Here is a 12,283-nt window from a genome sequence, read left to right on the forward strand (position 1 = left end):
AGAACAATCTGTTTTGTTGTCGTTTTGGCGACTTAACTATCATATCAAGTTAGCAACCTTTTGTCAACAACTTTTTTATTTTTTCTTTATCGCTTGCTTCATGTTATTTACTGCAGCAGCGACGTTTATTAATATATCACTTACATATCTATATTGCAATACTTTTTTCAAAAAAAGTTAGACTGCTGATTGCAGCCTAACTTTTCAGGAGATAATCCATTTTTGAATCACTATTAAAGCTGCAACTCCAGGGAATCCTAAAATTCCAGATACAAGAATAGTGGATGGATTAATCGGGATATGCATCCCATATTTTCCGCCTACTATATTAACAATATATAATATAACGGCTCCCATAATCAGCTTGACTGAAAAACGTCCCAGCATCCTTAATGGCTTAAAAGGTGTTCCAACTAGGAATAATAAAAGAATCATACCGACAACAACAGCAATAAATACACCATGTTCCAATTAAACCCCTCCCAAGTATTTGTTCATACTGTATGAGACAGGCCATTAAATTAGAACAATCATTTAGTGCTCAACACCCTATTTGACCGATATTTTCCGTTTCCGCGCTTCTTTAAATAAATAATAATACTTTAATTCACTCAACTTTGCTTGGGAGATTGTATCAAATGAAGGATCGTAACTCGTCTCGATAAGGCTTTTATGGTTAAACCACTTCACCTTCATCGTACCGATATCCTCCAGAAGCTTTTCATCAAATTCCTTGCGCAGCTTTCCTTTTCTACGAAACAACAAGGTATTTCCTCCTTACAATCGTTACAATTCTCTTCTACCCTCGATAGCTTTTGATAAGGTAACCTCATCTGCATATTCCAAGTCACCGCCAACTGGAAGACCGTGAGCAATACGAGTGACCTTTATACCAGTTGGTTTTAGTAGTCTGGAGATATACATAGCTGTTGCTTCTCCTTCAATATTAGGGTTTGTAGCCAGAATAACTTCCTTTACCGTTTCATCCTGCAATCTCTTCAATAGGCTTGGAATATTTATATCTTCGGGTCCTATTCCATCCATTGGAGAAATACTGCCGTGCAACACATGATAAAGTCCATTAAATTCTCTCATTTTCTCCATAGCAATTACATCTTTTGGTTCTTGTATGACACAAATAATAGATTTGTCTCGATAATTATCATCACAAATATAACAAGGATCTTTATCAGTAATATGACCACATACAGAACAATACATTAAATTTCTCTTTGCATTAACTAATGCTTTTGCAAAGTCCAGTACTGTGTCTTCCTTCATGTCCAAAACAAAAAATGCCAGTCTGGCGGCCGTTTTCGGGCCAATACCTGGCAATTTCATAAAACTGTCTATTAATTTGGATATCGGTTCAGGATAATGCATAATTTTTCTCCTTACATGAATCCTGGCGGTAAATTTAACCCTTTAGTGAATTGACCCATTGTGTTATTTGTCATTTCATCCACTTTTCTTAATGCGTCATTTGTAGCTGCAAGCACAAGGTCCTGCAACATTTCGATATCGTCAGGATCCACTACTTCTTCTTTGATTTTCACATCAACGATTTCTTTATGGCCTGTAGCTATAACTGTCACCATGCCTCCGCCAGCTGTACCTTCGATTCGTTTTTGACCAAGCTCTTCTTGAGCCTCCGCCATTTTCTTTTGCATTTTTTGCATTTGTTTCATCATATTTTGCATATTGCCCATTCCGCGCATATTGTTACCTCCATAAAATTAATCTTTTATTTCTAAAAGTTCATCGCCGAAAAGTTCTCTTGCTTTAAAAATCAGCGGATCTTCTGTTTCCTCATTTGTCTCTTGAGATTCCGGTTGGTCTTGTTTTTGAGTAGAAACAAACTCCTGGCGAATTTTATGCCAGCTTTCTTCCGGAATGCCAACAATATCGTATAGATTGCCTGTCACTTGCTGTAGTGTACCCTTTAAACCACTGATGAACTCCTGATTATTCATAGCCATTTGGCAATGAATTTCATATTTGAATTTTAACACAAAAGCATCATTAGAGGCAGCTACAGGTTCTGCATCATTTAATAATGCTGCCTGTGATTTTTTCAGCGATTCAAGCATTCCACCCCAATTGCTTTTTATCTTTAATAAATCGGGCTTGGTTGCTCTTTTTAATATATCGTTAACTCGTCCTACCGGCACTTTAAAGGATCGGTTTGTTGTTACTTTAGCCTTTTCTTTAGCAGGAGCTGAGTCTTTATTAATCGCAACTCCATTTTCACGTATGGTGTTTAACTGAGTTTCCAGTTGATTGATTTTATTCATTAGTTTTTGAATCGTGTCGTCTGTAACTGAACTCTTGCTGCTTTCCGGTTCACTTTGGCAAAGCTTTACCAACAAAACCTCCAAAAATATTCTAGGGTGACTGGACCACTTCATTTCCTGAATAGAACGATTCCATTGATCAATCCAAAAATGAAGTTGATCTGACGAAATGTTTTCAGCAAGTTCTTTAAAATCTTGATCTATATAAACTCTTTCCATTGAATCCTCGAGCTCTGGTGCCGCCTGAAATAGGAGCATGTCCCGAAAATACAGAATCATATCTTCAACAAAACGAATTGGATCTTTCCCTAAAGCTAGTAATTCCTGGAGTTGATTTAATGCTTCGGCTGTCTCTCTCTTATAGATTGCACTTACAATCTTAGTTAAAAAGGATTGTGAAACAGCTCCAGTAACGGTCAGTGCATCCTCTAATGTAATGTTGTCGGAACCAAATGATATGGCCTGGTCCAGCAAACTCAAGGCATCCCTCATACCGCCTTCTGCCGCTCTTGCGATAACCAATAATGCATTCTGATCGTATGAAATGCCGGTTTCAGTTAAGATTCTTTCCATCCTTCCGACAATATCCTGTGGAGTGATGCGTTTGAAATCGAAGCGTTGACATCTTGAAATAATAGTGAGAGGAATTTTATGTGGCTCGGTAGTAGCTAAAATGAATATAACATGAGCCGGTGGTTCTTCAAGTGTTTTCAGTAAAGCGTTGAAGGCCCCAGTTGACAACATATGGACTTCATCAATGATATACACTTTGTACTTAACCGATGAAGGCGCATATTTTACCTTATCACGTATATCTCTAATTTCTTCAACTCCATTATTGGAGGCTGCGTCAATTTCTAATACATCAGAGATCGAACCATCTGTTATACCCCTGCATGATGCACATTCATTACATGGCTCCTGAACTGGGGCATGCTCACAGTTAACTGCTTTCGCTAATATTTTCGCTGCACTTGTTTTACCTGTCCCACGTGGACCTGAAAAAAGGTAAGCATGGGATATTTTTTGGTGCAGCAGGGCATTTTGGAGCGTTTTAGTAACATGTTCCTGACCGATCACATCTTCAAAAGCCTGAGGACGCCAAACTCGGTATAATGCTTGATAACCCAATATTCCTGCCCCTTCCTTACATAATCCCTTATATTATATCGTAAATAGTGACATTTACAAACGGCAAAAATGCATAAAAAAAACCATTCTTTAAACGAATGGTTTTAATCTTTTTATGTAAATAACTGCCGTGCACCCTCCGTTGATAGATATCCATAAGCGGAACCAGTGCAGTTAGCTCAGTCCAGGCTGCCCTGCGGCACATGAGAGGTCTTACTTACTGCTGCTTCCTTCCGGACCTGACAGGGTTCATAAGTTCCCATTGCGCAGGACCCAGACGTCAACACCACTTACAAAGGTCAGACCCTACAGAGTACCTACCGAGGGAGGGAATTCCGTCTTGCTAGAGCGGATTGCAAGTACAGGACACCGCTACCTTCCCACCTAGCACGGCAAATTTGAAACCAATATTAGGCGTCTTTACTGACGCATAAATTAGTATACCTATAAATAAATAAAAATGCAATATCTTGAACCTGTAAATTCATCCATTGTTTTCCGACTGTCTATTTCTCTTTGCGAGTTTCTTCTTTTCCCTTAAGTCTCTAAAAAAGGATGTTAATAAGTGACTGCACTCCTCTTCACATACCCCTGTAATTACCTCACATTGATGGTTAAAACGTGAATCATCGAGGAGATTCATAAATGTTCCCGCACAGCCTGCTTTTGGATCATTTGCACCATATACTACCCGATCAACACGAGACATCAAAATAGCACCGGCACACATCGGGCAAGGTTCCAATGTAACATATAGGGATGCCCCTTCAAGTCGCCATGTACCCAATTTCTCGCAAGCATTCTGGATTGCTAGAATTTCAGCATGGGCGGTAGCACTTTGATTCGTCTCTCTCAGATTATGCCCACGAGCAATGATCTTTCCATCTTTAACAATAACCGCTCCAATCGGAACTTCATTACTGTCTTGTGCAGCTTTTGCTTGTTCAATTGCTTCTTGCATAAAAAATTTATCATCATTCATTTTGCTAAAACCCCTTAAACAGTAGGATTATAAAAATATGGACTTTATTTATCAATATTATTTATAATGAATTCTTAAGTCTATATGGTACAATAATACTCGGTCTTTAGAAAAGAGTAACATAAAGGTAAGGAGGACCTCATATGAACCATACCCCATTTATTACTGTTGAAGGTCCCATTGGTGTGGGGAAAACTTCATTGGCGAAAGCAATAGCCAGCCATTTTCAATATAAGCTGCTAAAGGAAATAGTTGATGAAAATCCGTTTTTAGATAAATTCTATGATGATATTCAGGAATGGAGCTTTCAAACAGAAATGTTCTTCCTATGTAATCGTTATAAACAATTAGAGGATATTCAAGTAAAGTATATCCAAAATAATCAACCCGTCGTAGCAGATTATCATATCTTTAAAAATCTCATCTTTGCCCAAAGAACCATACAAGAGTCTCAATTCAGCAAGTACAAAGACATATACTCCATACTAACTATGGATATGCCAAGACCTAATATGGTCATTTATCTGGACGCAAGTATTGAAACGCTAATGCATCGAATTGCACTCCGCGGCAGAGAATTTGAGAAAAATATAAGTGAAAAATATTTAATGCAGTTATCAGAAGACTACGCTCAATTCATGAATGAATTTGAAGCAGCTCATCCTGATATCCCGGTACTTCGCTTTAATGGTGATGAAATGGACTTCATCCTAAGAAAAGAAGACCTGGATTTGATCTTAACGTCTGTATCTAATCAACTGCAAAAAGGAGTTTGTTCATGATTCTTCATCCTAAATATCAAATCCCTAAAAGTGCTGTTATTACTGTAGCCGGTACTGTCGGCGTTGGAAAATCTACATTAACAAAAGCATTAGCAGAAGAACTCGATTTTCGTACTTCCTTTGAAAAGGTAGATACTAATCCTTATCTTGACAGTTTTTATGCTGACTTTTCACGTTGGAGCTTCCATCTTCAAATCTATTTCTTAGCAGAACGCTATAAAGAGCAAAAACGTATTTTCGAATATGGCGGTGGTTTTATTCAAGACCGCTCTATTTATGAGGATACAGGCATCTTCGCAAAAATGCATTATGACAAAGGAACCATGAATCCAACAGATTATGAAACCTATACAAGTCTTTTTGAAGCTATGGTGATGACTCCATATTTTCCGCATCCAGATTTACTTATTTATCTGGAAGGCTCCCTGGATGATATTCTTAACCGTATTCAATTGCGCGGCAGAGAAATGGAGCAGCAAACTCCTGTAGAATATTGGGAGGAAATGCATGGAAGATATGAAAAGTGGATTAATTCCTTCAATGCTTGCCCAATATTGCGATTAAATATTAAAGATTATGATTTAGCTGAAGATCCAAATGCTGTTCACGATATTCTTGAACGTGTATCAGAACAAATTCAGCAATCTGGAAAATTGAAAAAGGTATTTTAAAAATATTACATTTTATACTACCTAGAAGGTTTGACCTATTAGGGCTGCTTAAAGGACCTGATTTCGCTATTCTTACCGGAATCAGGTCTTTAATTTTATCTTCATTGTCATTCTACTATTAGATATAGTCCGCCAGTTATTTCTCAAAATCCCTATCCTACGTGCTCTCCCCACCCACCTAAAACAGATTGAGCTATTCCTGCGCTTAAGGCTATATAACTTATTCGAATCCAATTAAATATATTTTGACCACTTCAATGCATTATCTCCTATTAAAAAATATCTATATAAACATCCCTTAAAAGGCAGATTAATGCCTAACTTTTAAGGAGCACTCATTTTTATATAAAAAGGGATATCCACATGCCAAACTTGGCGGATGTGGATATCCCTTTGTTAGTTATACTTATTATTTGGCGAAGGGATCGATTCCAACACAGTCCTTCAAATGGACTTTAGCACCCTTCCCCATATCAGCAGTTTGTGAATGCTCTTCATCTTAAGCTTTTGTGATAACTTTTTTTCCACCCATATAAGGTTGAAGAGCTTCTGGAATTAATACAGATCCATCTTCCTGCTGATAATTTTCAAGGATTGCAGCAACAGTACGTCCAATCGCTAGGCCAGATCCATTTAATGTGTGAACATGCTCAGGCTTAGCGTTTATATCTCTGCGGAAACGAATATTGGCACGACGAGCCTGGAAGGCTTCAAAATTACTGCAAGAAGAAATTTCACGATACGTCTCATAGCTTGGAATCCAAACTTCTAAATCATATTTTTTAGCTGCTGTGAAACCAAGATCTGCCGTACACATTTTTAACACACGGTATGGAAGCCCAAGCAATTGCAGAACTTTTTCCGCATGGCCTGTTAGTTTTTCCAATTCTTCATAAGAATCCTCTGGTCTTACAAATTTAACGAGCTCTACTTTGTTAAATTGATGCTGGCGAATTAATCCACGTGTATCACGACCTGCAGATCCTGCTTCAGATCGGAAACAAGCACTGTAAGCAGCATAGCTTATTGGCAGTTCATCACCAGATAGTATTTCATCGCGGTGATAGTTCGTAACTGGAACTTCAGCAGTAGGAACTAAGAAGTAATCCTCACTGTTAATTAAGAAAGCATCCTCTTCAAATTTAGGCAGCTGGCCCGTACCTGTCATGCTTGCACGATTAACTATGTAAGGCGGAAGCATTTCTGTATAACCATGTTCTTCAACGTGTAGATCTAACATAAAGCTTGCTAAAGCACGTTCAAGTCTTGCTCCTAATCCTTTGTAAAATACAAAGCGGCTTCCTGTAACTTTTCCAGCGCGTTCAAAATCAATGATTCCTAAATCAGCAGCTATCTCCCAGTGTGGCTTTGGCTCGAATCCAAAGTCTCTCACTTCTCCCCACTTTCGCGCCTCAACGTTTTCATCCTCAGAATCTCCGACAGGAACACTTTCATGCGGGATATTAGGGATAGTCATCATAATTGAATCCAGTTCTTCTTCAATTGTACGCAATTCCTGATCGAAGCCTTTTATTTTTTCGCCAACCTCACGCATTTCAATAATTAACGCATCGGCATCCTTTTTCTCTTTTTTCAGCATAGCAATTTGTTGGGAGACTTCATTTCTTCTGCTTTTTAACTGTTCAGTTTCAACAATTAATTCTCTGCGGCGTTTATCGAGATCCTCAAATTTATCTAGATCATTCAAATCTTCCCCACGGTGTTTTAGCTTTTCCTTAACTTCTTCAAGGTTTGCACGCAATAGTTTTACATCAAGCATACTAAATTCCTCCTTTTAAATTATTGTAAACAAACAAAAAACTCCCGTCCCTAAAAGGGACGGAAGTTTTATCCGCGTTGCCACCCTAGTTATAGGCATTTTATATAAATGCCTACCACCTCATAAGATAACGGCTTTTAAAACCGAGGATATTTATTCTCCTTTAAGATTTCGATATCCTGCTCCGAGATGGATTCATCAGACGATATCGCCAGTTTGCACCACCCACTGGCTCTCTTCAGATATGCTACTCTGATTACTGGTTCTCATCAACGCTATTCGTTTATTCATTTAATATTCTATTAACTATCATACACTCTTCGCGCAACTATATTCAATCATAAAAATAAAATTTTAGAATAAACCTTTAACTGCTCCAGTGATACTATCCCACATATCACCGAAGAAGCCTCCGATTGCTCTCATGGATAATACAAACCAGTTTGACTTTTCAACAGTTTCAGCAGCTACAACATCAACGCTGATATTCTTTTGCCCTTCCTCTGTTAAGAAGCCAAGATCACTCTTGTCGGATTCAAGAGTTAGATAACCAACCTTATCTCCTTTTTTCACTGGAGCCACCAGGTTGCCATCTTCATCAAGCTTGTCCTTATCTAATACTAGTTTAGTCTTAAGATTTTCCTTTTCGCCATTTTTTACAATAAGGTTAATTGCCTTGTTTGTCTCAATAGCTACAGACTTTTCTTTCCCTTTTGCAACAGGTAGTGTTTTTTGACCTTTTACTTGATATCCTTTTTCTACAATCTCCTCTGTGGAGAAGTTATTAAAAGCATAGTTAAGTATTTTTTCAGTTTCTGAAAAACGTGACATTTTACTGTCTGCTTTCATCACAACTGAGATATATCTTTTTCCATCTCTTTCAGCTGTTGCAGTGAAACAGTTGCCGGCGAATTCTGTAGAACCGGTCTTTAATCCATCTACACCATTATACTCTGCAATCAATCCTGGCAACATCCAGTTGAAATTTTTATATGTTTTGCCATCTTTAAATTTTAATTCTGGCTTTTTAGCAGTATCTATCACCTCAGGATAGTCTGTTACTAAATGATATGCCAACTTAGCAGTTGCACGTGCTGACATAAGATTTTCATCATTCTCTTCACCTGCAGGATGCTGGCCAAGCAGGCTTGAGTTATTTAAACCGGACGAGTTAACGAATTTATAGTCTTTCAAACCTAACTCTTCGGCTTTCTCATTCATTAATTTCACGAAATTCTTTTCAGTACCGCCAACCACTTGTGCGAGAGCTACTGTAGCAGCATTACCTGAGAATATGGCCATTGCCTCGTAAAGCTCTTTAACAGTATAAGTTTCACCTTGTGTCAAACCTATATTCGATAAACCTGGAGCTCCTGAGAGTTTATGTACATATTCGTCAATTGTAACAGTTTGATCCCACTTAATTTTCCCGTCTTCAATAGCTTCTAATACAAGATACTCTGTCATCATTTTTGACATGGATGCTACGCCAAGCACCTTATCAGAATTTTTTTCGTAAAGAATCTTTCCACTAGTCGCATCTATTAGTATTGCTGCCTCAGCACTCAGTCCTAGCTCGTCTTCGGCATATGCAGTAGTATTCGTGAATGGAAAAACAAATGTAACAAGTAATGTTAATACAGCAAGTAAAGAAGTTAATTGTTTTGCCTGTCTCAAGTATATCCCCCCTGATTATCAATGATTGTCGATTAAACACTTTTGTTATTGTATCATAAAAGGACTAAAAAAAATAGACAGAGTATAAAGATACTCTGCCATCTTTTCTTTAGTGCTTGATAACTTAGTTATAGGAATAGTTCGGTGCCTCTTTTGTAATTTGTACATCATGCGGATGACTTTCTTTTAATCCAGCTCCAGTCATTCTGACAAATTGTGAATTCTCTCTGAGCTCTTCTAAATCTTTCGTTCCGCAATAACCCATACCTGCACGAAGACCACCGATAAGCTGATAAATCGTATCAGCTAATGGACCTTTATAAGGAATTCTTCCTTCTATACCTTCAGGAACAAATTTCTTCGCATCTTCCTGGAAGTAACGATCCTTAGATCCTTTTTCCATTGCTGCTACTGAACCCATGCCTCTGTATACTTTAAATCTTCTGCCTTGGAAGATTTCAGTGTCTCCCGGACTTTCAGTCACTCCTGCTAATAAGCTGCCCAGCATAACGGCATGTCCGCCTGCTGCTAATGCTTTAGCAACATCACCAGAGTATTTAATACCACCATCTGCAATAATCGACTTACCGTGCTTTCTTGCTTCAGTTGCACAATCATAAATGGCAGTGATTTGTGGCACACCTACACCAGCAACGACCCGTGTTGTACAAATAGAACCAGGTCCAATACCTACTTTTACAATATCAGCTCCAGCCTCAATTAACGCTCTTGTACCCTCAGCAGTTGCAACGTTCCCTGCAATAATAGTCAACTCAGGGAATGTTTCTCTAATTTCACGTACCTTATCAAGTACACCCTTAGAGTGGCCGTGCGCTGTATCCAGTACAATCGCATCTACATCTGCGCTAACCAGCATCTCTACCCTTTTCATAGTATCAGATGTAACACCTACAGCAGCAGCTACAAGTAATCTTCCGTATTTGTCTTTTGCTGATCTTGGGAATTCAATTATTTTTTCAATATCTTTAATAGTGATTAAGCCTTGAAGTGTACCCTCTTCATCTACTAGAGGGAGCTTTTCAATTTTATATTGCTGTAGAATTTTCTGCGCCTCTTCTAGATTAGTTCCCACAGGAGCTGTTACCAAGTTTTCCTTTGTCATAACATCATCAATACGCATGGAGTAATCGCGAATAAAGCGCATATCACGGTTTGTTATAATACCTACCAATTTCTTTTCTTCCTTGTTGTTAACAATCGGAACACCAGATATTCTATATTTGCCCATTAAATGCTCCGCATCGTAAACCTGGTTTTCTGGAGTTAAGAAAAATGGCTTTGTTATGACACCATTTTCGGAACGCTTTACTTTATCAACCTGTTCAGCTTGTTGTTCAATAGACATGTTCTTATGAATAACACCCAGTCCGCCTTGTCTAGCCATTGCTATAGCCATCTCAGACTCAGTTACTGTATCCATACCCGCACTAATTATAGGAATGTTTAGGGCTAAGTTGTCTGCTAAACTCACCTTTAGTGATACATCCTTAGGTAACACTTCAGATTTACCTGGTATAAGTAATACATCATCAAAGGTTAAGCCTTCTTTGGAAAATTTATCTTTCCACATATTATGTCCTCCATTCCCAAAAAAATTTATTTGTAGATTAACAATTGGACAAACTACTGTCAAGGAAAAAGTAACTAGTTTAAATATTCAAACAATTAAAGAGGGGTAGTTATGTCCAAACAACAATATGATTATAATCATCTGTTCTCACCTTATTATTCAACAAACTACACACAGAAATACTTAAAAAACGCCTATAATAAATTAGGACTACTGAATGCTGATACATATAGTTACGATAACTGTAACAAATTTATATCTTATCTTGAGACTGGAATACTTTATTTTAAACAGTTGGATACTCTTCCTATTCAGCTAAAACCGCTTCTTTTATACTATGGGTTTACTCATTTTTTAAAGGCATGTCTATTAGTTGTTGATCCGCTTTATCCGGAAACAACCGCTGTCTTATCTCATGGGGTATCCACAAGGAAAAAGAAAAAACAACAATACGAATTTCTTTTTGATGAAATTAAAATTCAGCGCCATGGATTATTTACTCACACAGCCGAGAAGATATATGGAATAAAGCAATTGGAGAACGAAAAAATAGCAATGATTGATATACTTCAGGAAATCCCTGAGCTTGGAATCCTTTTTAAAAGATTAAAAAATAAATGTACAAGTATTGAAGTTCTTTTTAACAAAGAACACACTGTAGTCCATCTACCGACTATCGTTTTGGATCAGTATAAAATGACCTCAGAACGTTTTAAGGACTTTCTTAACTCCAAGTGGGAGCTACCTATACAGGAAATACATCAGGATGGAGAGAAGAGATTGCATCTGCATTTTAAAAAAGCATACCTTCCGATACTTGGGGATGTACCTTTTAGATTTAATATACATTCGGACACATTCCATCTTTCCTTACAAAAAGAAGGATTAGCCTCTACCTTACCAGATCTTTTAATACTTTATTTACTATTGTATAACCTCAGTATGATTTCCCGATATGAAACGGAGTGGTGGTCAGACTTATTTAAGGAGATGCCCTTTTATGATCTTCCCGTTATCAATAGCTTACTGAGTATAGCTGAAATTAAAATCCCATTCTTGATATCGGAGTGGTTAGATTGTATATAGAGAATGTCTAATAAATAGGTCAGTGTGGCAATGCAAAGGGTTTGATAGTTAGGAATTAAGTAAAAATCGTTTATGCCATGTTTCCCTTTCTATTCCCTGCATCCGTCCAATATGGATCATACACACCTTTCTGCTATTTCTCATAACACTCGGTACCTTCTTCTCAACAAACGTTCGAAGGTATCCTTCAGTCTTAAAAACAACACAAAAATAACCAGCTCATCAACTGAACTGGTTTCTTAAATTGCCCGGCAACGTCCTACTCTCACAGGGACTCGCGTCCCAACTA

Annotated in this window: 12 protein-coding genes, 1 other RNA gene and 1 other annotated feature; of the genes, 3 read left to right on the forward strand and 10 right to left on the reverse strand. The window is 37.8% G+C overall.

Translation table 11 applies throughout. From position 1 onward, the window contains the following. Positions 1–204 precede the first annotated feature (204 nt). The 7 genes from AC4BHP_RS18705 to tadA form a co-directional block, all read right to left on the reverse strand. Positions 205–471: a pro-sigmaK processing inhibitor BofA family protein gene (locus AC4BHP_RS18705; RefSeq protein WP_490553759.1), complete on the reverse strand. Its 267-nt coding sequence runs from the start codon at positions 469–471 to the stop codon at positions 205–207. Positions 472–549: 78 nt separating this feature from the next. Beyond that, positions 550–765, reverse strand: coding sequence for a YaaL family protein (locus AC4BHP_RS18710; RefSeq protein WP_490553762.1), 216 nt, complete (start codon positions 763–765; stop codon positions 550–552). 21 nt (positions 766–786) lie between these two features. Beyond that, positions 787–1,383, reverse strand: a complete 597-nt coding sequence (gene recR, locus AC4BHP_RS18715; RefSeq protein WP_066103328.1) for a recombination mediator RecR — start codon at positions 1,381–1,383, stop codon at positions 787–789. An 11-nt stretch (positions 1,384–1,394) separates the two neighbouring features. After that, positions 1,395–1,718 carry a YbaB/EbfC family nucleoid-associated protein gene (locus AC4BHP_RS18720; protein WP_066103325.1) on the reverse strand — a complete coding sequence of 108 codons (324 nt, stop codon included), beginning with the start codon at positions 1,716–1,718 and terminating at the stop codon, positions 1,395–1,397. A gap of 18 nt (positions 1,719–1,736) precedes the next feature. After that, on the reverse strand, positions 1,737–3,425 hold the full coding sequence (gene dnaX / locus AC4BHP_RS18725) for a DNA polymerase III subunit gamma/tau (RefSeq protein ID WP_066103322.1): 1,689 nt from the start codon (positions 3,423–3,425) through the stop codon (positions 1,737–1,739). 128 nt (positions 3,426–3,553) lie between these two features. Further along, positions 3,554–3,818, reverse strand: an RNA gene (gene ffs / locus AC4BHP_RS18730) — signal recognition particle sRNA large type. A gap of 91 nt (positions 3,819–3,909) precedes the next feature. Next, complete coding sequence (gene tadA, locus AC4BHP_RS18735) at positions 3,910–4,407, reverse strand: tRNA adenosine(34) deaminase TadA (protein ID WP_066103321.1); 498 nt, start codon at positions 4,405–4,407, stop codon at positions 3,910–3,912. A 143-nt stretch (positions 4,408–4,550) separates the two neighbouring features. Here tadA and AC4BHP_RS18740 point away from each other — a divergent pair, with 143 nt between their 5' ends. Both AC4BHP_RS18740 and AC4BHP_RS18745 read left to right on the forward strand, forming a co-directional pair. Then, entirely contained in the window at positions 4,551–5,189 is a 639-nt protein-coding gene (locus AC4BHP_RS18740) for a deoxynucleoside kinase (protein WP_066103319.1), read from the forward strand. After that, the gene (locus AC4BHP_RS18745) at positions 5,186–5,860 is read left to right on the forward strand and encodes a deoxynucleoside kinase (RefSeq protein WP_066103316.1); all 675 of its coding nucleotides are present in this window, start codon (positions 5,186–5,188) and stop codon (positions 5,858–5,860) included. Before AC4BHP_RS18740 ends, AC4BHP_RS18745 begins: the two co-directional genes overlap by 4 nt. Before the next feature lie 499 nt (positions 5,861–6,359). Here the strand turns inward: AC4BHP_RS18745 and serS are convergent, their stop codons facing one another. The 3 genes from serS to guaB all read right to left on the reverse strand — a co-directional run bounded on the left by serS (position 6,360) and on the right by guaB (position 10,908). Continuing rightward, a complete protein-coding gene (gene serS / locus AC4BHP_RS18750) occupies positions 6,360–7,640 on the reverse strand; it encodes a serine--tRNA ligase (protein WP_066103313.1) in 1,281 nt (426 codons plus the stop codon). A gap of 52 nt (positions 7,641–7,692) precedes the next feature. After that, positions 7,693–7,922 (reverse strand) — a binding site (T-box leader). A gap of 72 nt (positions 7,923–7,994) precedes the next feature. Then, on the reverse strand, positions 7,995–9,317 hold the full coding sequence (locus tag AC4BHP_RS18755) for a serine hydrolase (protein ID WP_066103310.1): 1,323 nt from the start codon (positions 9,315–9,317) through the stop codon (positions 7,995–7,997). Between the two features lie 124 nt (positions 9,318–9,441). Further along, the gene (guaB, locus tag AC4BHP_RS18760; protein WP_066103306.1) at positions 9,442–10,908 is read right to left on the reverse strand and encodes an IMP dehydrogenase; all 1,467 of its coding nucleotides are present in this window, start codon (positions 10,906–10,908) and stop codon (positions 9,442–9,444) included. A 111-nt stretch (positions 10,909–11,019) separates the two neighbouring features. Between guaB and AC4BHP_RS18765 the strand changes: the two genes are divergently transcribed. Next, positions 11,020–11,994, forward strand: coding sequence for a YaaC family protein (locus AC4BHP_RS18765; protein WP_490553772.1), 975 nt, complete (start codon positions 11,020–11,022; stop codon positions 11,992–11,994). The last annotated feature ends 289 nt before the right edge of the window (positions 11,995–12,283 follow it).

The organism is Pradoshia sp. Z4_20, from assembly GCF_058216035.1.

What these genes read in the sequence shown, in the direction of transcription:
- recR (WP_066103328.1), bottom strand. Translation starts at nt 1,383, where the DNA reads ATGCATTATCCTGAACCGATATCCAAATTAATAGACAGTTTTATGAAA.
- AC4BHP_RS18720 (WP_066103325.1), bottom strand. Translation starts at nt 1,718, where the DNA reads ATGCGCGGAATGGGCAATATGCAAAATATGATGAAACAAATGCAAAAA.
- tadA (WP_066103321.1), bottom strand. Translation starts at nt 4,407, where the DNA reads ATGAATGATGATAAATTTTTTATGCAAGAAGCAATTGAACAAGCAAAA.
- AC4BHP_RS18740 (WP_066103319.1), top strand. Translation starts at nt 4,551, where the DNA reads ATGAACCATACCCCATTTATTACTGTTGAAGGTCCCATTGGTGTGGGG.
- AC4BHP_RS18745 (WP_066103316.1), top strand. Translation starts at nt 5,186, where the DNA reads ATGATTCTTCATCCTAAATATCAAATCCCTAAAAGTGCTGTTATTACT.
- serS (WP_066103313.1), bottom strand. Translation starts at nt 7,640, where the DNA reads ATGCTTGATGTAAAACTATTGCGTGCAAACCTTGAAGAAGTTAAGGAA.
- guaB (WP_066103306.1), bottom strand. Translation starts at nt 10,908, where the DNA reads ATGTGGAAAGATAAATTTTCCAAAGAAGGCTTAACCTTTGATGATGTA.
- AC4BHP_RS18765 (WP_490553772.1), top strand. Translation starts at nt 11,020, where the DNA reads ATGTCCAAACAACAATATGATTATAATCATCTGTTCTCACCTTATTAT.